This window comes from Streptomyces sp. NBC_01471 (genome assembly GCF_041438865.1).
GTDB lineage: Bacteria > Actinomycetota > Actinomycetes > Streptomycetales > Streptomycetaceae > Streptomyces.
Genome location: NZ_CP109450.1, coordinates 599,559 through 618,609 on the forward strand (window position 1 = coordinate 599,559; position 19,051 = coordinate 618,609).

15 protein-coding genes are annotated in these 19,051 nt (G+C 70.8%); 7 read left to right on the forward strand and 8 right to left on the reverse strand.

Features of this window, described 5'->3' with window-relative positions; translation table 11 throughout:
* The first annotated feature begins 92 nt into the window (after positions 1-92).
* On the forward strand, positions 93-764 hold the full coding sequence (locus OG285_RS02590; RefSeq protein ID WP_356831556.1) for an endonuclease V: 672 nt from the start codon (positions 93-95) through the stop codon (positions 762-764).
* 32 nt (positions 765-796) lie between these two features.
* Here OG285_RS02590 and OG285_RS02595 read toward each other — a convergent pair whose 3' ends face one another.
* From OG285_RS02595 to OG285_RS02610, 4 genes are read right to left on the reverse strand one after another with little or no spacing between them, the layout of a single operon-like run.
* Positions 797-2,818 carry an ABC transporter ATP-binding protein gene (locus tag OG285_RS02595; RefSeq protein WP_356831558.1) on the reverse strand — a complete coding sequence of 674 codons (2,022 nt, stop codon included), beginning with the start codon at positions 2,816-2,818 and terminating at the stop codon, positions 797-799.
* Positions 2,819-2,866: 48 nt separating this feature from the next.
* Positions 2,867-3,766 carry an ABC transporter permease gene (locus OG285_RS02600; RefSeq protein WP_356831560.1) on the reverse strand — a complete coding sequence of 300 codons (900 nt, stop codon included), beginning with the start codon at positions 3,764-3,766 and terminating at the stop codon, positions 2,867-2,869.
* On the reverse strand, positions 3,763-4,713 hold the full coding sequence (locus OG285_RS02605; protein WP_356831562.1) for an ABC transporter permease: 951 nt from the start codon (positions 4,711-4,713) through the stop codon (positions 3,763-3,765). Before OG285_RS02605 ends, OG285_RS02600 begins: the two co-directional genes overlap by 4 nt.
* On the reverse strand, positions 4,710-6,560 hold the full coding sequence (locus OG285_RS02610; RefSeq protein WP_371790034.1) for a peptide ABC transporter substrate-binding protein: 1,851 nt from the start codon (positions 6,558-6,560) through the stop codon (positions 4,710-4,712). The genes OG285_RS02605 and OG285_RS02610 overlap by 4 nt, the downstream gene beginning before the upstream one ends.
* Before the next feature lie 307 nt (positions 6,561-6,867).
* Here OG285_RS02610 and OG285_RS02615 point away from each other — a divergent pair, with 307 nt between their 5' ends.
* The 4 genes from OG285_RS02615 to OG285_RS02630 all read left to right on the forward strand — a co-directional run bounded on the left by OG285_RS02615 (position 6,868) and on the right by OG285_RS02630 (position 11,957).
* A complete protein-coding gene (locus tag OG285_RS02615) occupies positions 6,868-8,013 on the forward strand; it encodes an ROK family protein (protein WP_356831566.1) in 1,146 nt (381 codons plus the stop codon).
* An 82-nt stretch (positions 8,014-8,095) separates the two neighbouring features.
* Positions 8,096-9,673, forward strand: a complete 1,578-nt coding sequence (locus OG285_RS02620; protein WP_371790035.1) for a M81 family metallopeptidase — start codon at positions 8,096-8,098, stop codon at positions 9,671-9,673.
* A gap of 123 nt (positions 9,674-9,796) precedes the next feature.
* Positions 9,797-10,276 carry an SRPBCC family protein gene (locus OG285_RS02625; protein ID WP_356831570.1) on the forward strand — a complete coding sequence of 160 codons (480 nt, stop codon included), beginning with the start codon at positions 9,797-9,799 and terminating at the stop codon, positions 10,274-10,276.
* 202 nt (positions 10,277-10,478) lie between these two features.
* Positions 10,479-11,957 (forward strand): aldehyde dehydrogenase family protein, encoded by a 1,479-nt coding sequence (locus tag OG285_RS02630; protein ID WP_356831572.1) that lies wholly within the window; start codon positions 10,479-10,481, stop codon positions 11,955-11,957.
* A gap of 90 nt (positions 11,958-12,047) precedes the next feature.
* On the opposite strand, the gene OG285_RS02635 is transcribed toward OG285_RS02630, so the two are convergent.
* Complete coding sequence (locus OG285_RS02635; protein WP_371790036.1) at positions 12,048-13,181, reverse strand: TIGR03364 family FAD-dependent oxidoreductase; 1,134 nt, start codon at positions 13,179-13,181, stop codon at positions 12,048-12,050.
* A gap of 206 nt (positions 13,182-13,387) precedes the next feature.
* Between OG285_RS02635 and OG285_RS02640 the strand changes: the two genes are divergently transcribed.
* Entirely contained in the window at positions 13,388-14,455 is a 1,068-nt protein-coding gene (locus tag OG285_RS02640; protein WP_371790037.1) for an IS110 family transposase, read from the forward strand.
* A 52-nt stretch (positions 14,456-14,507) separates the two neighbouring features.
* Here OG285_RS02640 and OG285_RS02645 read toward each other — a convergent pair whose 3' ends face one another.
* Together OG285_RS02645 and phnA are read right to left on the reverse strand one after the other, a co-directional pair.
* Complete coding sequence (locus OG285_RS02645) at positions 14,508-15,917, reverse strand: MFS transporter (protein ID WP_371790038.1); 1,410 nt, start codon at positions 15,915-15,917, stop codon at positions 14,508-14,510.
* Between the two features lie 256 nt (positions 15,918-16,173).
* Positions 16,174-17,430, reverse strand: coding sequence for a phosphonoacetate hydrolase (gene phnA, locus OG285_RS02650; protein WP_356831578.1), 1,257 nt, complete (start codon positions 17,428-17,430; stop codon positions 16,174-16,176).
* 205 nt (positions 17,431-17,635) lie between these two features.
* Between phnA and OG285_RS02655 the strand changes: the two genes are divergently transcribed.
* Positions 17,636-18,550: a LysR family transcriptional regulator gene (locus tag OG285_RS02655; protein ID WP_356831580.1), complete on the forward strand. Its 915-nt coding sequence runs from the start codon at positions 17,636-17,638 to the stop codon at positions 18,548-18,550.
* A 15-nt stretch (positions 18,551-18,565) separates the two neighbouring features.
* On the opposite strand, the gene OG285_RS02660 is transcribed toward OG285_RS02655, so the two are convergent.
* Entirely contained in the window at positions 18,566-19,012 is a 447-nt protein-coding gene (locus OG285_RS02660) for a MarR family winged helix-turn-helix transcriptional regulator (protein WP_371790039.1), read from the reverse strand.
* Positions 19,013-19,051 lie beyond the last annotated feature (39 nt).

Consider the following 19,051-nt stretch of genomic DNA (forward strand, 5'->3'; position numbering starts at 1 on the left):
GGCCCTCCCGCAACGGGGTTGGCCCATCCGGGCGAAGCCGCAGGTCACCACGGTTTCGCCCGGCGCTGTGCCGCCCTCATAGGGTGAGGCCCATGGAGACACCCGCCGACGAGACGGCAGCCCGCGCGGTCCAGGACGAACTACGCACCCGTGTGGTGCTGGACGAGCCGGGTCCCGCCCCGGGCACCGGGCTGATCACCGGGGTCGATGTGGCGTACGACGACGAGCGGGACGTGGTCGCCGCGGCCGCCGTGGTGCTCGACGCCGCGACGCTGGCCGTGGTCGACGAGGCCACCGCGGTCGGCCGGGTGACGTTCCCGTACGTCCCCGGACTGCTCGCGTTCCGGGAGATCCCGACCGTGCTGGCGGCTCTCGAAGCGCTTTCCGCCGGTCCCGGTCTGGTCGTCTGCGACGGGTACGGACTGGCGCATCCGCGGCGGTTCGGCCTCGCCAGCCATCTGGGGGTGCTGACCGGTCTGCCGGTGATCGGGGTGGCGAAGAACCCCTTCACCTTCTCGTACGAGCAGCCCGGCGACCGGCGCGGCGACGGGGCGCCGCTGCTGGCCGACGGCGGCGAGGAGGTGGGCAGGGCGCTGCGCACCCAGGACGGGGTGAAGCCGGTCTTCGTGTCCGTCGGGCACCGGGTCGGCCTCGACAACGCCTGCGCCCACACACTGCGGCTCTCCCCCGACTACCGGCTGCCGGAGTCCACCCGGCGCGCCGACGCGCTCTGCCGGCGGGCGCTGCGCGAGGCGGTGGCGTAACGGGCGGCGCCCCGCGCGGCGTCCCGGCCGGGTCAGGCCGCAGCCTCCCGTACCAGCGGGAAGTGGCAGGCCACCTGGTGGTCGGCGCGGCCGGGGGTACTGGCCGGCGGTTCGGTCTCGGCGCAGATGTCCTGCGCGATCGGGCAGCGGGTGCGGAACCGGCAGCCGGAGGGCGGGTTCGCCGCTGAGGGCGTCTCACCGCCGAGCGGGGCGCGGCCGGGGCCCGCCGTCTCGGGGTCCGGGACGTTGACGGTGTCGAGGAGGCCGCGCGTGTACGGGTGGAGGGGGTTCGCGTACACCTCATCGGCCGGGCCCGACTCGACCAGTTTGCCGAGGTACATCACCCCGACCGTGTCGGCCAGGTAGCGGACCACGGCCAGGTCGTGCGAGATGAAGAGGTACGTCAGCTCGCGGTCGCGCTGCAGTTCGCGCATCAGGTTGAGGATCTGGGCCTGTACGGAGACGTCGAGCGCGGACACCGGCTCGTCGGCGACGATCAGGTCCGGGGAGAGCGTCAGCGCGCGGGCGAGCCCGAGGCGCTGGCGCTGACCGCCGGAGAACTCGTGCGGGTAGCGGTCGACGGCGCCGCGCGGCAGCCCGACCGCGTCGAGGAGTTCACCGACGATCCGGTCCTGCTCGGCCCGGTCGCCGACGCCCTGGATGACGAGCGGTTCGCGCAGGATGGTGCCGATCCGCATGCGCGGGTCCATGGCCGCGGCGGAGTCCTGGAACATCAGCTGGATCCGGCGGCGGTGGGCGCGGCGCTGGCCCCGGTCCATGGTGGCCAGGTCCTGGCCATCGAAGACGATCGATCCCGCCGTGGGGTCCTCAAGACCGGCGATCATGCGCCCGATGGTGGTCTTGCCGCAGCCCGACTCGCCGACCATGCCGAAGGTCTCGCCCTTGCGCACCGTCAGTGAGACACCGCCGACGGCGCTGACCGTGCCGCGCTTGCGCGAGAAGGGGCCGCCGGTGAGCGGGAAGTCCTTGCGGAGGTCGACGACTTCGAGGAGGGTCGCGCCGTCCGGTACGACGGGGGCGGCCTGTCGCTCCTGGGCGAGCGCCTCGCCGAGGTTCGGCTCGCCCTCCTCCGGTACGGGGTGGAAGCAGGCGAACCGGTGGTCGCCCTCGGTGAGCTGCGGCTCATCGGTGCGGCAGACGTCGGTGGCGAACGCGCAGCGGGCTGCGAACCGGCAGCCCTGCTGCGCGGTGGCGAGGTTGGGCGGCAGACCGGGGATGGTGCGCAGTTCGGTCTCGCCCTCGACGGCCTTCTCGGGGAGCGCGGCGAACAGCGCCTGGGTGTAGCGGTGCCTGGGGCGGGCGAAGAGGTCCCGCACGCCGGAGGTCTCGGCGACCTTGCCCGCGTACATCACGGCGACCCGGTCGACCCGGTTGGCGATGACACCGAGGTCGTGCGTGACCAGGATCATCGCCATGCCGAGGCGGGAGCGCAGCCCGTCGATGAGCTCCAGGATCTGGTGCTGGGTGGTGACGTCGAGGGCGGTGGTGGGCTCGTCGGCGATGAGGAGCTTGGGCTCGCAGACGAGGGCCATGGCGATGGCGACGCGCTGGCGCATACCGCCCGAGAGCTGGTGCGGATAGGCCTTCATCCGCTCGGACGGCTGCGGCATGCCGACCAGTCCGAGCATCTCCTCGGCCCGCGCCCAGGCCTCCTGCTTGCTGATGGGGCGGTGCAGCAGGAGGGGTTCGGCGACCTGCGCGCCGATGGTCATGGTGGGGTTGAGCGAGGTCAGCGGGTCCTGGAAGACCATGCCGATGGTGTTGCCCCGCACATCGCGCAGGACGGGTTCGCCGGCCGACGCGAGGTCGTGTCCGTCGAAGAGGACACGGCCCGACGCGACGGCGCCGCCGGGCGGCAGCAGCCCGAGGACGCTCAGCGCGGTCATGGTCTTGCCGCAGCCGGACTCACCGACCACGCCGAGGGCCTCGCCGGGAGCGAGGTCAAGGCTGACGCCGTCGAGGGCGTGGACGGTGCGGTTGCGGGACGCTATGTCGACATGGAGATCGTCGATCCGCAGCAGCGGCTCGGTCATGGGAGTGTCCTCCGGGCAGTGCAGGCAGGAAAGCAGGCGGGGGTGTGGCTACTTCTTCTGGAGCCGTACTTCGAAGGCGTCCCGGAGGCCGTCGCCCACGAAGTTGAACGCACCGACGACGAGCACGATGGCGACGCCCGGCGGGAAGATCAGCCACCAGTAGCCGTTCTGGGTGTAGGTGATGCCCGAGGAGAGCATCGACCCCCAGTCGGTGGCGGGCGGCGGGATGCTGAGGCCGAGGAACGCCAGGTAGCTGACGTAGAGGATGGCGTCGGCGATCTGGAAGGTGCAGTTGACGATGACGGTGCCGATGGCGTTGGGCACGATGTGCCGGAACACCGCGCGGGCTCCGCCGCCGCCCATCATCCGCATGGCCTGGACGTACTCGCGGTCGCGCAGCGAGAGTGCCTCACCGCGCACGAGCCGGGCCGGGGACAGCCAGGCCACCGCCGCGATGATCACGATGAGCACGCCCTTGCTGGGCGTGATGATCGCGGCGACGACCACCAGCAGGAACATCGCCGGGATGGCGAGTGCGGCGTCCGTGACGCGCATCATCACGGCGTCGGTCCAGCCGCCGAAGTAGCCGGAGACCGCGCCCCAGAGCGTGCCGAAGAGCGTGGCGAGCAGCCCGGCGGCGAGGCCGACTTCGAGCGAGGACTGGCCGGCCAGCATCAGCCGGCCGAGCAGGTCGTAGCCGAGGTCCGTGGTGCCCAGGACGTGTCCGGGGCTGCCGGGGGCCAGGTTGGCCTGTGCCAGGTCGGTGTGGACCTGGTCGGTGGAGTGGATCAGCGGGCCGAGGTAGCAGAACGCGAGCAGCAGCACGAGCACGATCACGCCGGTGAGGGCGAGCTTGTTGCCGGTGAAGACCTGCAGCGTACGGCGGGCCAGCGAAGGCGTGGCGAGGTCGGCGTCCTCGTGCCCGGGGGCTATGACGGCGGTGCTCATGAGACGCTCCGGATCCGGGGGTCGAGGACGGCGTAGACGATGTCGGTGAGCAGCGATCCGACCACGGTGGCGACGCCCACGACCAGCGTCACTCCGAGCAGTACCGGGAAGTCGGAGCCCTGTGCGGCGTTCCAGAACAGCAGGCCCATACCGGGGTAGTTGAACATCGCCTCGACGACCAGGGCGCCACTGAACAGCGTCGGCAGATAGAGGCCGAGGAGAGTGGCGAGCGGGATGAGCGCGTTGCGCATCACGTGCTTGGCGAGGATCCGCCGGCTGGACTGGCCCTTGGCCATCGCCGTACGGACGTACTCCTCGGTGAGGTTGTCCAGTGTCGCGGAGCGCATGTAGCGGCTGAACATCGCGATGACGCCGAGCGCCATGGTCACGATGGGCAGCACCATGCCGGAGAAGCCGCTGAAGATACTGGACAGGGATTCACCCTGGGGTGCCTCCGACGGGAAGATCGGGATCGTCTGGCAGAAGACGATGATCAGGATCAGGCCGAGGAAGAAGACCGGCGTCGCGTAGGCGAGGAAGGCGGCCCCGGTCAGCAGGTAGTCGGTGATCTTGCCGCGGCGGACGGCCTGGAGCAGACCGAGCGGGATCGCGATGATCACCGCGAGGAGCGTGGAGAGTGCCGTCAGCAGGAGCGTCTTGGGGAGTCGCTGCACGAGCAGGTCGGAGACCGGCTGGTTCAGCTTGTACGAGACTCCCAGGTCGCCGGTGAGCAGCCGCTTCAGGTACTCGAAGTACTGGAAGGGCAGCGAACGGTCGTACCCCTGGGCGTGGTTGAAGTGCTCGATCTGCTGCGGTGTGCCCTTGGGCCCGAGGATGGCACGGGCCGGTCCGCCGGGCAGCATGTGCAGAAGGACGAAGACGATGACCGACACCAGGAAGAGAACGACCACCGCCTGGAGGAGGCGCTTGAGGAGAAAGCCGGTCACTGGTCGGCCCCCTTCTTGACGTAGTACCAGTCCTGCGGGGCGAGGGTCACGGTGGGGTTCTGGTCGACACCCCGCAGGTCGTTGCGGATCACCGACACCTGGTAGGCGGGGTTCGGCATCCACATCACGGGGAGCTGCTGGGAGAGGTACTGACCGTACGCGTGGATGGCGTTCGGGTCGCTGGAGTACTGGACGGCGCGGATGAGCTTGTCCGCCTTCGGGTCCGAGTAGTTGCCGAAGTTGGCGGAGGCGCCCGTCGAGAAGAGCTGCTCACCACTGGGGTTGAGCGGGTAGTACCAGCTGCCCGCCGTGCCGAAGAACGACATGTCCCAGTCGCAGCCCGGCTGTCCGGCCTTGCAGGGTACGGAGTTGCCGAGGACCGAGTTCAGCGGCTGCTGGCGGACCTTGAGGTCGATGCCGGCCTTGCTCAGCGAGGACTTCAGCTCCTGCATCATGTTGGTGGACTCGGTGGAGCCCGACTGCGAGAGCAGGGTCAGGTTGAGCGGGGCGTTCTTCGCGATGCCGGCCCCGCACTGGTCCGCGCCGGTGCCGGGGCGGGTGCAGCGGGCCTGGCCGTCGCGGACGGCCCATCCGTGATCGGTGAGGAGCTTGCGGGCCGCCTTCACCGAGTACGGGTACTGGTTCTTCTGCATTTCCGGGGTGGTGTACTGCGTCTTCGGGGTGACGGGGACCGGACCCAGCGTCGGGTCGGCGCTGCCCTGCCAGATGACCTTGCTCATCGACTTCTGGTCGACCAGGTGCTGCATGGCCTGGCGGATGTAGAGCTGGCGCATGGCCGCCCCGCCGTGCGAGGAGTTGAAGTTGTAGACGATGTAGGTCGCCGCCCAGCCCTCCCACGGATCGACGCGGTACCCGCGGCTCTCGAACTTCTTCTTCTGCGCGAGGACCGACGGCGGTATGTATCCGTAGTCGACGCCGCCGGAGCGCAGCACGTTGAACTCGGAGTCGGCGGTGGTGAAGGGCTTGAGGACGACCTTGTCCAGATGCGCCTTGTCGGTGCCGGTGTACTTCGGGTTGCGTACGAGGGTGACCTGGCCGGTGTTCTGCCATTCGGCGATCTTCCAGGGCCCGTTGACGGTCTTCCAGAGCGGGTCCTTGGAGTAGGCGCCGAGGCTCTTGGAGTGGGTGGTCAGCCGGGCGAAGACCGCCTTGGCGCCGGAGGTGGTCCGGTCCCAGTCACCGATCGGGCCGCCGTCCTTCTTGGCGTCCCAGGCGGCCTGCGGAAGGGCCCGCATCAGGGTGAGCTGGTTGGCGGTGAACCAGTCGGGGTTGTACGAGCGGTTGAGGTGCAGCCGGACCGTGTGGGCGTCGACGGTCTCGAAGCTCTTCACGTTGTCGGGCATGGTGCCGACCGAGTAGCTGCCCCACTCCGCCTTGTTGGCCTTGACCATGTTGAACCAGAACTCGATGTCGCGCGCCGTCACCGGCTTGCCGTCGGACCAGGTGATGCCCTTGCGGAGCGGCACGGTGACCGTCTTGTTGCCGTCGCTGTAGACGGGCTTCTGGCCCAGTGTGTTGGGCCCGGTGGTGGTGAGCGCGCTGCCCTTCTTCACCGCGTCGTAGACCGGCATGTACAGCAGCGACTGGATGGCGTAGTTGTACGTGGCGCCGTACCCCGGGGCCCCGATGGGGAAGATCCAGTTGGGGGTCGCGGCCGGCGGCAGCGCCATCGTGGCGGTGCCGCCCTCGACGGGTGTGCCGCCGGTGGGCCCCATGTCGATCTTGCCGCCGTCCTGCGAACAGGCCGAGAGGGCCACGACGAGCGCCGCCCCGGTGACCGCTGCGGCGAGCGCGCGACGCCGCGCGGATGAGCGCCTTGGGCGCATGGGTGGGCCTCCATCGGGTTCCAGCAGCGAGCCGACGTGAACATCGGCTGGAGAATGCTTGAAAGTTAGGACGGTGGCCGAAACTAAGTCAAGAGTAGATGTTCGACTTAGGGCATCCTTCCTGGAGCTTTTAGACATTTATGTCCCATATTGCGATACAGGATTGCTGAAAACTTTCCCATTACCCCTGGCGAAAGATGCCCTTGGATCGCTAACTTTCATCGAGACAGCACACACTTGTTTTGACATATCGAAGTAACTCGAAGCCACGCAGAGCAATTCGGGGAGCGCGATGACGGGGAGACCAATGACGGACAGCGCATCGAACCAGCAGATTCTGCGCATGGTCACGTCCGGCACCGCGTCCTCACGGGCCGATCTGGTCCGGGAGTTGGGTCTTGCCGCCTCGACGGTCTCGCTCCGGGTGCAGGAGCTCGTCGCCGCCGGGCTCCTCACGGAGTCGGGCGAGGGCGCGTCCCGCGGCGGCCGGCGCCCGCGGCTGCTGCGGATCCCGGAGCAGGGCGGGGTGGCCCTCACCGCCGACCTCGGCTCGCACCACGGCAGGCTGGCCGCCGTCTCCGCCGACGGCACGGTCCGGGACGCCGCCGACCACAGCCACGACCTCACCGACGGCCCCGAACAGGCCGCCGACTGGCTGGTGGAGCGGCTGACCGCGCTCGCCGACCGCCAGCGCGCGGCGGGCCGCACCGTACGGAGCGTCGGTATCGCCTTCCCCGGCCCGGTCGACGTCCCGGCCGGCCGGGTGCTCACCCCTTCCCGGATGCCCGGCTGGCACAACTTCCCGCTCCGCGACGTCCTGGCCGACCGGCTCGGACTGCCGGTCGTCGTGGACAACGACGCGACCCTGATGGCCGTCGGCGAGCACCAGTCGGCCAGGCCGGAGCTCCAGCACCTCGTCGTCGTCAAGGCGGGCCGCGGCATCGGCTGCGGAGTGATCTCCGCGGGCCGCCCGCACCGCGGCGCCAACGGATGCGCGGGCGACATCAGCCACGTCCGGGTCGACGCCGCCGAGGACCGCCCGTGCAGCTGCGGGAACATCGGCTGTCTGGAGACGGTCGCCAGCGGCGCGGCCGTGCTGCGCGAACTCGCCCGCAGGGGCACCCCGGTGGACGGCACCGCGGAACTGCTGCGGCTGGTCACCGACGGGGACCCGCAGGCGACCACCCTCGTCCGGGCGGCCGGCCGCCACATCGGCACCGTCCTGAGCGTCGTCGTCAACTTCTTCAACCCGCAGGCCGTCGTACTCGGCGGCGCACTGGCATCGGCGGAGCCCCTGGTGGCCGCGGTCCGCGGGGTCCTGTACGAGCGCTGCCTGCCGATGGCCACGGCAGGGCTCGAAATCACCACCACCGTCTCGGGCCGCGACGCGGGCCTGCTGGGCGCGGGGCTGACGGCCCTGCGCGACAGCCTGCCGCACGCCGAAGCGCCCTGAGCCCGGCCCCGCCCCGCCCGGACACCCCGCGGGCGCGGCCCCCGTACCACCACCCCACCCGCAACCCGGAGAGCAGCGCCACATGACCACCGCCACCCCCGCCCGCCGTCTGCGCATAGCCATCGGCGGCATCGGCATCGAGTCGTCCACCTTCTGCCCGCACCGCTCCACCGTGGACGATTTCCGCCAGACCCGCGGGCAGGATCTCCTCGACCGCTACACCTGGACGCAGCCGGGGTCGGACCTTGGCGCGCTGATCGAGTGGGTCCCGCTGCTGCACGCCACCGCCCTGCCCGGCGGCCCCGTCGAGGCGGAGTCGTATCTGCTGCTCAAGGACGAGCTGGTCTCCCGGATCCGGGCCGCGGGCCCCCTGGACGGCATGGTCTACGACCTGCACGGCGCGATGAGCGTCATCGGCCTCACCGACGCCGAGGGCGACCTCACCGAGGCCGTGCGCGCCGCGCTGGACGCGGTGGGCACCCCGGAGGACCCGGAGTCCGGCCGCCCGATGATGTCCGCGGCGATGGACCTGCACGGGAACGTCTCGCGCCGCTTCGCCGAGCCGATCGAGCTGCTCACCGCCCACCGGCTGGCCCCGCACGAGGACGCCTGGGACACCCGTGAGCGCGCGGCCCGCAAGCTGGTCGAGCGGCTCCGGCTGCCCGCCGCGGACCGCCGTCCGCACCGCGCGTGGGTGCAGGTGCCCGTGCTGCTGCCCGGCGAGAAGACCAGCACGCGGCTGGAACCGGCCAAGGGCCTGTACGGGCGTCTCGCGGGCATCGAGGCGAAGCCCGGCATCGTGGACGCCGCGATCTGGGTCGGGTACGCCTGGGCCGACGAGCCGCGCTGCAAGGCGGCCATCGTGGTCACCGGCGACGACGCCGCGCTCGCCGCCGCCGAGGCCGAGTCCCTGGCCCGTCAGTACTGGGACGTCCGCCGCGACTTCGAGTTCGTCGGCCCGACCGGCACCGCCGAGGAGTGCGTCGCCGCGGCGGTGGCGTCCGAGCGCCGCCCGTTCCTGATCAGCGACTCCGGGGACAACCCGACGGCCGGCGGCGCGGGCGACCTCGCGTACATGCTCGCCAAGCTGCTGGAGAACGAGAAGATCGCCTCCGGCAGGGTGACCGCCGTCCACCCCGGCATCACCGACCCGGCCGCGGTCCGCGCCTGCTTCGAGGCCGGGATCGGCGCCACCGTCACCGTCGGCGTCGGCGGCAAGGTCGACACCAGCCAGGGCGGGCCCTACGAGATCACCGGCACCGTGACCGGCCTGCAGCGCGCGGCCGACAAGACGGACCGGGCCGAGGGTGGCGCGTACGACCGCGGCTGCGACCTCGCGGCGATCACGGTCGGCGGGCTCACGGTCGTCGTCACCGGGCAGCGCAAGCCGTTCCACACGGTCGCCGACTTCACCGGACCGGCGCAGGGCGGTCTGGGGATCGACCCGCGCACCTTCGACCTGGTCGTCGTGAAGATCGGCTACCTGGAACCGGAGCTGCACGACATGGCGGCGGACTGGCTCCTCGCCCTCACCCCCGGCGGCGTCGACCAGGACCTGCTGCGCCTGGGCCACCACCGGGTGGAGCGCCCGCTGTACCCCTTCGACGAGGACGCGTACGAGAACGAGGGCGGCCCGGACCTGACGCCGGTGCTGCTCTGACGGGAGGGGCGGACAGTACGGCCGGGGCCGGCGGACGAGGGGATCGTCCGCCGGCCCCGGCCGCTCCGGCCGGCGGCCGCACCCGTCCGCCTGCGCACCGGGCCGCACCGTACGGTGGCGGGCATGACGACAGAACGCTCAGAACGCTTCGAAGTCCAGCGGGAGATCGCAGCATCCCCCGCCACCGTGTTCGCGCTGCTGTGCGACCCGCAGGGCCATGTGGCCATCGACAGCTCCGGGATGCTCCAGTCGGCCGAGGGCGATCCGGTCCGGAAGGCGGACGACACGTTCGTCGTCCACATGGACCGGGAGGCGCTCGGCGACATCCCGATGGGCAAGTACGACGTCACGGTCATCATCACCCGGTTCGAGCAGGACGCTCTGATCGAGTGGACGATCTCGGGAACCATCCAGCCGCCGATCCAGCACCTGTACGGCTACCGGCTCAGCCCCAGTGCGACGGGGACGCTCGTCACCTCGTACTACGACTGGAGCCGGATCGAGGAGCGCTACCGCGAGAAGGGCATCTTCCCGGTCATCCCCGAAGCCGGGCTGCGTGCCACGCTCGGCATCCTCGCGCGGACCGTGGAGCAGGCGGTCTAGTACGGCCCCGGTGACGGGTCCGCGACCGGGTCGCGTGCGAGCCGGTGGCGGTCCGCCACGACCCCGGCGCGCGGGGCAGCGGGGGCCCGATAGGCGCCGGCTATCCGGTGTATTCACCAATCGCGCATTGTGACGGCCCGCCCCCTGAGCGAGCCTGGCCAGGACCGGCAGCGGCGCCGGCAGGTCCAGCGAAGGGGAGGGCATGACACGCGTTGCGCAGTGGCATCAGGTTCCGCAGCACCTTCGGCTCAACTTCATCGACGGGCAGTGGCTCCCGGCGGAATCGGGACAGCTCCGGGAGAACATCGACCCGGCCGATCTCTCGGATGTGATCGGCGAGTTCACCGAATCCGGTGGCGTCGACGTGGACCACGCGGTCGACGCCGCGGCCACGGCGCTGCCCGGGTGGCGCGCGCTGGGACCGGTCGCGCGCGCCGTACATCTCACCGCGGCGAGCCGGATCCTCGGCGAGCGGGCGGCGGAGGTCGCGTCCGTCATCACCCGCGAGCAGGGCAAGCTGCTCAGCGAGGCCCGCGGTGAAGTGGCCAGGGCGCGGGCCGTCATCGACTTCACCGCGGGACAGGCACGGCTGCTCGGCGGGGTGACCGCGCCCGCCGAGGAGGAGCGCACCTTCGCGTACACCTTCCGCAGGCCCATCGGGGTGGTCGGTCTGGTGTCCCCGTGGAACTTCCCGCTCGCCATCCCGATGTGGAAGGTGGCACCCGCACTGCTCTCGGGATGCACGGCGGTGCTCAAGCCGTCCCCGCTGACACCTCTGACCTCGGCGCTGCTGGTCGAGATCTTCCAGCAGGCGGGGATCCCCGCCGGGGTACTGAATCTGGTGCAGGGCGATGCGGCGGCGGGCGAGGCGCTGGTCGCCAACCCGGCGGTCGCGGGCATCAGTTTCACCGGCTCGCTGCCGGTCGGTACCGCCATCCACAGCGGCGGGGCGCACCGGCTGCTCCGGACGCAGCTCGAACTCGGCGGCAAGAACGCCCTGATCGTGTGCGACGACGCCGACATCGGCAAGGCCGTCGACGCTGTCGTGAACGGCGCCTTCGGCCAGGCGGGCCAGCGGTGTTCGGCCACGAGCCGGGCCGTGGTGGATGTCCGGGTGCGCGAGGAGTTCCTCGACCGGCTGGTGGCGCGCGTCGCCGGTCTGCGGGTCGGGCCGGGCGACGATCCGGCGTCCCGGGTCTGCCCGGTCGTCAACACCGTACGGATGGACGCTGCCCTGGCGGCCGTCGCCGGGGCGCGGCGCGACGGCGGCAAGGTGCTGTGCGGAGGGGACCGGGAGGAGCGGTCGGATCTGCCCGAAGGCTGCTATGTCCGGCCGACCGTCATCCGCGATGTGCCCGGGGACAGCGCGCTGGCGCAGGAGGAGGTGTTCGGGCCGGTGCTGGCGGTGATCGACGCGGACGGCTTCGACGACGCCATGTCCGTGGCGAACTCCGTGAAGTACGGGATGTCCGGCACCGTCTTCACTGCGTCCCAGTCGCGGGCGTTCGAGGCGATCGAGCGGTTCGAGGCCGGGATGCTCCATGTGAACCGGCCCGGCGTAGGGGCGTACGCGCATCTGCCGCATGTCGGCTCGAAGGCGTCGCAGTACGGCCCGCCGGAGTGTTCCCCCGAGGTGTGGGACTTCTACACGGAGTGGCATTCGGCCTGCATCAGTTATTAGGTGTGCTGACAGGTGTGCCGACCGCATACGGCGGTGCCCCTCACCGGAGATCCGGTGAGGGGCACCGCCGCGTGGGCCGGTGGTCCGGCGTCAGCGGCCGATGATCTCCTCGGCCAGTCCGAATGACAGCGTCATCCCGGCGCCGCCGACGCCGTTCACGACGGTGACGCCCGGTTGGGGCTCGGTCACCAGTTCCGTACGGCCGTCCCGCAGGGACGGGTAGTAGCCGCTCCAGCGCTCGGTGATGGCCGGGTTCGGCAACTGCGCGAACGTGCCGAGGTAGTCCACGACCGCCTCGTTGATCTCCTCGCTCTCGAAGGGGTGGAGCGTCTTCGCGTACGCATGGCTGTCGCCGATGGTCAGCCGCCCGTCCGCGGTCTGGGAGAGCAGGACATGGACCCCGTGCTCCCGGTGGAAGGGCAGCTCATCCCCCAGCCGGGCCGCCAGCGCCGCCTTCGAGACGCAGTCGTCGAAGGCCGCGTAGTGCAGGAGGGTCAGCCCGCCGCAGAGCATCGGGCCGAGCTGCCAGCCGGCTGGCTGGGCCCCGGTGCGCATCATCTGGAGCTTGCACCGCACCAGACCGCTCCGGGCGAAGACTTCCGGGTACAGCGTCGCGAAGTCATTGCCGCTGCACACGTAGACCCGGTCCGCGTGCCACTCGCCCTCGGTGGTGGAGACCTCCGGCAGATCGATGCCGCGTACGGTCGTGCCGAACCGGATGTCGACGCCGTACTCGGCCACCAGGTACCTGGCGACCGCCGGGATGGCGAGCCTCGGGTCCACGTTGAGCTCGGTCGGGCTCCACATCGCGGCCAGCAGTCCGTCGGTGCGCGCGGTGGCACTGCGGTCGCGGGTCTCGTCGGGGGTGATCATCCGGGCACCGCGCTCCCGGGCCGGCGGTGTGATCGCGAGGAACTCCTCCAGGACCGCGACCTCGTCGGGGTGGTGGGCGAGGTGCAGCGATCCGGTCGGTGCGGCCCAGAGCCCGGACTTGGCGGCGATGTCCAGCCAGATCTCGCGGGTCCGCAGAGCTCGTTCGTAGATCTCGCCGCGCTGCTGGCCGACCGCCCAGATCATGCCGAAGTTGCGGATGGAGGCGCCGACGGCGAAGTCGTCACGCTCGAACAGGACGACGCGGTCCCCACGGCGGGCGGCCGCGAGTGCGTGGGCGAGGCCGACGATGCCTCCGCCGACGACGGCGGTGTCGGCACGGTTGACGGTCATGGGTGCTCCGTAAGTTGTTAGGCGGCCCGGGAGGGCCGGGTGTGGCTGATGGGTTCTTGCCTTCAGTGGCTTCGAAGGAGTGGCCGCCCGGCTCTCTTGGGCGCCCTGGCTGCTGATTGAGATGTGCGCTTCGGTCGCTGATTACGGAGATGACAGCGGGGTGTCCCTCGGGCTGGCAGCAGGCTGCGCGGAACGAGGAGGGGCAGATGAGCAACCGACGCGTCCGGCTCTGGGCCGGCGTCGATGCAGGCAAGGGCCACCCTTGGGCGGCAGTGGTCGACGAGACCGGCGCCACCCTGTGGTCGAAGAAGATCGACAACGATGAGACAGCGATCCTGACCGCACTGGGCGAGATCTTGGACCTGACCGACGAGGTCAGCTGGGCGGTGGACATCTCCGGCACGTCCTCCGCGCTGCTGCTGGCCTTGCTCACCGCCCACGGCCAACAGGCCGTCTACGTGCCCGGACGGACGGCCAACCGCATGTCCGGGGCTTACCGAGGGGAGGCCGAGACCGACGCCCGCGATGCCTACGTCATCGCCGAAACCGCGCGCCACCGGCGCGACTTCACCACGATCGGTGTGCCTGCCCAGCTCGCCGCCGACCTCGCGTTGCTCACCGGTTACCAGACCCCGGCCGCCCTCCACCGCCGAGGCCGCGCGAGGCTGACGGCCTGGCTGGCCCACCGCAGTGTGCGAGGCGCCGACACGGTCGCGGCCACCGCGCTTGAAGCCGCCGACGCCCAGCACACCGTGCCGCCCGGAGAAGAAGTCGCCACCCAGCTCGTTGCCGATCTCGCCGCCCAGATTCTGGACTTGGACGACCGGCTCAAACGCGTCGACAAGCAGATCCGTGAGACTTTCCGCAGCCACCCGCAGGCCGAGACCATCGAATCCCTGCCCGGCATGGGGCCAATACTCGGCGCCGAGTTCGTCGTCACCGCGGGCGACCTGACGGCCTACGCGGACGCCGGCCACCTGGCCTCCGCCGCCGGGCTTGTGCCCGTACCCCGCGACTCCGGACGCCGGACCGGCAACCTGCACCGGCCCAAGCGATACAGCCGACGCCTGCGCCGGGTGTTCTACATGTCCGCGCAGACCAGCATCATCCGCGACGGACCCAACCGGGACTTCTACCTCAAGAAGCGTGGCGAGGGCTGCAAACACGCCCAGGCCGTTATCGCTCTCGCCCGCCGACGGGCCGGTGTCCTGTGGGCCGTTCTGCGCGACGACCGGGTCTTCGCCTCCGCCCCACCGGTCGCGCAAGCGGCTTGACTTCATCATTGAGACTCCTTGTTGAGACTCCTTCTCGATGGGTGCAGGAGGCTCAGGACGTGGGGCGCGGTACGCGATTCCAGTGCGGGAGCATCAGCAGTCCGGCGAGGAGTGCGGCTCCCGCGAAGCCGGTGAACAGCACACCGCCGGAGAGGAATCCGGGGAGCAGGCCGCCGAGGATGGCGCCGACCGATCCGCAGCCGTTGACCAGACCCGCGGCGGTTCCCGCGCCCTTGGCGCTGCCGAAGTCCACGGCGGCGACACAGGAGATCATCGCGTCGGCCGCGTACACGGCGAGTCCGATCACCGCGAGAACGGCGATCATCACCCCGACGCTGCCCGCCGCGGTGAGCGGCATGAACAGGGCGAGTGCCACGGTCAGTACGCCGAGGGCGAGGACGCACGCCGGGACCCGCCGGGACCGGAAGAGCCGGTCGGAGACCCAGCCCACCAGGATCGGGGCGAGGACGCCGGTGACCCCGAACGCGATGGGGATGAGCGTGGCGCCGACCTTGTTGATCTCGGGCAGCCGGTGACTGACGATCACCGGCCCCCAGAGCAGGATGGCGTAACGGGCGGGCTTGAGGAGGAAGTAGCAGAGGCCGAGGGTGAGCACCATGCGGTCGCGCAGGGTTTCGCGGTAGAGACCGATGGCAGAGCGGCGCGGCGCACCGTCGGTTCCGGGCTCGGCGCTCCGTACGGACTCCGCCGGATCCGTGGACTCCGCCGGGTCCATCGCGTCCGTCGGTCCCGTCGGGTCCATCGGGTCCGGCAGGCCCACGTCCCGGGGTGAGTCGCGCTGCAGGAGCACGAACAGCAGGAGTACGACGGCGAGGGTGACGGCGCCCGCGAGGAAGGCCGCCCGCCAGCTGTCGAGCACCGAGTAGGCGACCCACCCGAGGAACGGCGGGGCCACGAGACCGCCGAACGCGTAGTTGGTGCTCCACACGCCGAGCACCCGGCCGCGCTCCCCCACCGCGAAGAAGTTCCCCATGTTCTTGCAGAGCGGCGCCCACCCCGCCGACTGGGACAGCCCCTGGATCACCATGGCGCCGCCGAACACCAGGAGCGCGCTGTTCAGCCCCATCGCACAGGCCGCGGCGATGGCACCGGCCATCCCGCCGATCACCACCACCCGTGGCCCGAACCGGTCGGCCCACATGCCCCAGAGGAACTGCCCTGCCGCGTAGGCCGCGAGGTAGACCGCGTCGATGACGCCGAGGACGTGCTCGGTGAGCACGGTGTTCACGGAGGGATCGTCCAGGATGCCCAGCTTGGCCACGGAGAACGCCTGCCGGACGAAGTAGAAACCGACGTACGCGAGCCAGGTGATCGCGAAGATCTGCCGGCGCCAGCGACGGGCCCGCGCGGAGCGGACCAGCGGTGAGATGCGGTCGAGCGCTTCACGTGTGGTGACCGGAGTGCCGGTCGGTGGTGGTTGCTGGTGTGGGGTGTCTGCCATGGCGGTGTCCTGTCCTGTCCTCGGCGCGGTGGGTGCGGGTGAGGGATCGGAGTCGTACCTGGACATGGCTCGGCCCCGGCGCACGCCTCGACAGCGCACGCCGGGGCCGGGTCAGTGGTGCGGGAGCGTTCGGTTCTGGGATCTCCGAGAGGGTCTCCGGGAATCGGGGATCTCCGGGGGGAGCGAGGCGATACGGGATCGAGGCGATACGGGGGTCAGGGGTATTCGGAGGAGGGGGCGGGCTGCGCGGACCGGGTCAGGTGGTGAGCGGCCGGTCCGCGGCGAGTGCGGTGCCCACCCAGTAGGCGTCGAAGTTCCGGAGCCGGTGACCCTCGGGGAGCGGTCCGGTCGGGGCGTTGACCAGGAACGGCACCCGCTGCTCCGTCAGCCCGCCGTGCGAGCGCAGCGGCTCCTCGAAGCCGGAGATGTCATGGCGGGCCGGGGTGGTGCCCAGCGCCGTGTTGCGTTCGGCGATGACGACGAGGTCGCCGATCCGGTCCGGCGGCAGCTCGAAGCGCTCGCAGGCCTGTGCGCGGGTGAGGACGGTGTCCACGCCGTCCAGCGTGGCGAGCGCGGCGACCAGCGGCGCCACGTCGGTGGTGGCGGGCAGGTGCACGGTCGCGTACGAGCCGAGCGCCCCGTGGTGCACGGTGTACGGGTCGGTGATGGGCAGCACGACCCGCGCCGTTCCCTCGCCGAGCCGTGCGTCGAGGACGTCCTGGAGGAACACCACCCGGGCTTCGCCCCGCGCGTCGCTCTTGGCGTTCATCCCGTGGTCCGCGGTGACGACCAGGACGGCGCCGAGTGCATCGATCCGCTCGAAGTAGCCGTCGAGCATCGCGTAGAAGTCATTGGCGACGGGGGAGCCCGGTGCGTGCTTGTGCTGGATGTAGTCGGTGAGCGAGAGGTACATGAGGTCCGGCCGTTCCTGCGCCAGTACATCCGTACCGGCGGCCATGACGAGTTCGCTGAGCCCGGCACTGTAGACGGAGGGCAGCTCCATGCCGACGCGCTCCAGCACCTTGCTGATGCCGTTCTCCTCCTCGGTGACCTGGTCGGCCTTCTCGGCCGAGAAACACATGCCGTCGACCAGGTCGCGCCCCAGCAGCCTGCGCAGTTTGTCCTTGGCCGTGATGACGGCGACCTTCGCTCCGGCCGCCGAGAACGCGGCGAAGAGGGTGGGCACCCGCAGCAGCGCCGGGTCGTTCATCATGATCTCGGTACCGGACGCGGTGTCGTAGAAGTAGTTGCCGCAGATGCCGTGCACCGACGGCGGTGTGCCGGTGGCGATGGAGAGGTTGTTGGGGTTGGTGAAGGACGGCATGGTGCAGTCGGCCCGCAGATCGCTGCCGTGCTGGAGCATGCGCTCCAGGAAGGGCATCCGGCCGTCCGCCACGGCCCGTTCGTGGTAGGCGGGCTCGCTGCCGTCGATGCAGACCACGACGACCGGCCGGCAGGGCCGGCCGTAGCCGCGCCCGTTCACATCGAGCCGTTCGGCAACAGATTCCTTCATGTACGGATCCACCCCTGAGGTCGAAGTCCGGAGCGGTGGCTGCCGCTCTCCTCTTCATGGGTAGCACCCGCCGCCACCGGTGGAGAACCACCGGAATCGCTATGGCCGCCATAGCTCCGCAGGGGCGGGTACACCCCCTCCCCACCAGGGCCGTTGGCCGCTAGGCTCACCGCGCGGACGGTCGGTGAGCAACGTCAGGAGGCCCGTGGAACTCAACCTCCACCGATTGTGGATCTTCATGCAAGTGGTCGAGCACCACGGGTTCTCCGCTGCGGCGCAGAAGCTCTACATGAGCCAGCCGTCCGTCTCCAACCAGGTGCGGAGACTGGAGCAGTCCCTGCGGGTCACCCTGGTGGACCGCTCGGGCGCCAGGACCCGGCCCACCGCCGAGGGCGAGGTTCTGGCCGAGTACGGCAAACGGGTCTTCCTGCTGGCCGACGAGGCCGTCGCGGCGGTGCAGCAGGTGAGCGGGCTGGCCTCGGGGCGGCTACTGATCGGCGGTACGACGACGGTCGGGACCTATCTGCTGCCCCCGCTCCTCGCGCGGTACCAGGCGGCTCATCCGGGCATCGAGTGCGACATCTTCGTGGGCAACAACGAGGCCGTGCTGGAACGGCTGGCCGGGGGCGGAATCGGTGTCGCGGTGGTGGCGGGGGCACCCACCGCGGCGCAGCTGGTCGTCGAACACGTACTGGACGAGCGGCTGGTGCTCGTCGCCGCGCCGTCGCATCCACTGGCGGGCGCCGGCGAAGTCCGTCCCGCCGAGCTGGCGGGTTCCCGCTTCCTGTTGCGCGAGCCCGGTTCGCAGACGCGGGAGCTTCAGGAACAGGTGCTGGCCGAGTGGGGCCTGACGGAGGTGTCGCACGGTGACGTCTGGGGTCCCGAGGCCGTCAAGCAGTGTGTGGCAGCCGGCCTCGGGCTCACGCTGATCTCCGAGCACGCGGTCGACGTGGACGTACGGGCCGGTTCGCTGGCGGTGGTGCCGGTCGGCCCGCGGCCCCGGTCCCGCCCGATCAGTCTGGTGAGCCGGCGCGACCGGCTGCTCTCCCCCGCCGAGCGGGCATTCATCGCCCTGTTGCGCACGACCGGCAGCTGGCCCCGGGAGCTGTCCGCCGGGTAGCGGCGAGGGGGGCGGTCAGAGACCGTGGACGACACGGGCCAGCAGGGGCAGCGCGACGGCCAGTTGCTCGCGCTCGGCGGTGGTGAGCTCCGCTTCGATGGCCCGGGTGAGCCGCCGCGCCCGTTCCCTCCGGGCCCCGTGCAGCCCCTCGACCCCCGCCGCGGTGAGCGACACGACGACCCGGCGGCCGTCGTCCGGGTCCGGGGTGCGGGCCACCAGAGCGCGTTCCTGGAGGGCGGAGACGATCGTGCACATGGACTGGGCGCGGATGCCCTCGGCCTCGGCGAGCCGGCCGGGCGTCGCCGGGCCCTCCCGGTCGAGCCGCACCAGTACGGAGGTCTGCGCCAGCGTCAGTTCGCCGTCCGGCTCCACCTGTCTGAGCCTGCGCACCAGCGGGCCGAGACAGGCCCGCAGGTCCGCCGCCATCCGCCCCGAGTCAGCCGAGTCGCCCGTATTCACCATGGTCGTCAGCATAAACTGATTAGTCCAGCCTTATGGTAT

Coding starts and splice junctions, on each gene's coding strand:
- OG285_RS02590 (WP_356831556.1), top strand. CDS start 93: ATGGAGACACCCGCCGACGAGACGGCAGCCCGCGCGGTCCAGGACGAA.
- OG285_RS02595 (WP_356831558.1), bottom strand. CDS start 2,818: ATGACCGAGCCGCTGCTGCGGATCGACGATCTCCATGTCGACATAGCG.
- OG285_RS02600 (WP_356831560.1), bottom strand. CDS start 3,766: ATGAGCACCGCCGTCATAGCCCCCGGGCACGAGGACGCCGACCTCGCC.
- OG285_RS02610 (WP_371790034.1), bottom strand. CDS start 6,560: ATGCGCCCAAGGCGCTCATCCGCGCGGCGTCGCGCGCTCGCCGCAGCG.
- OG285_RS02615 (WP_356831566.1), top strand. CDS start 6,868: ATGACGGACAGCGCATCGAACCAGCAGATTCTGCGCATGGTCACGTCC.
- OG285_RS02620 (WP_371790035.1), top strand. CDS start 8,096: ATGACCACCGCCACCCCCGCCCGCCGTCTGCGCATAGCCATCGGCGGC.
- OG285_RS02625 (WP_356831570.1), top strand. CDS start 9,797: ATGACGACAGAACGCTCAGAACGCTTCGAAGTCCAGCGGGAGATCGCA.
- OG285_RS02630 (WP_356831572.1), top strand. CDS start 10,479: ATGACACGCGTTGCGCAGTGGCATCAGGTTCCGCAGCACCTTCGGCTC.
- OG285_RS02635 (WP_371790036.1), bottom strand. CDS start 13,181: ATGACCGTCAACCGTGCCGACACCGCCGTCGTCGGCGGAGGCATCGTC.
- OG285_RS02640 (WP_371790037.1), top strand. CDS start 13,388: ATGAGCAACCGACGCGTCCGGCTCTGGGCCGGCGTCGATGCAGGCAAG.
- OG285_RS02645 (WP_371790038.1), bottom strand. CDS start 15,917: ATGGCAGACACCCCACACCAGCAACCACCACCGACCGGCACTCCGGTC.
- phnA (WP_356831578.1), bottom strand. CDS start 17,430: ATGAAGGAATCTGTTGCCGAACGGCTCGATGTGAACGGGCGCGGCTAC.
- OG285_RS02660 (WP_371790039.1), bottom strand. CDS start 19,012: ATGGTGAATACGGGCGACTCGGCTGACTCGGGGCGGATGGCGGCGGAC.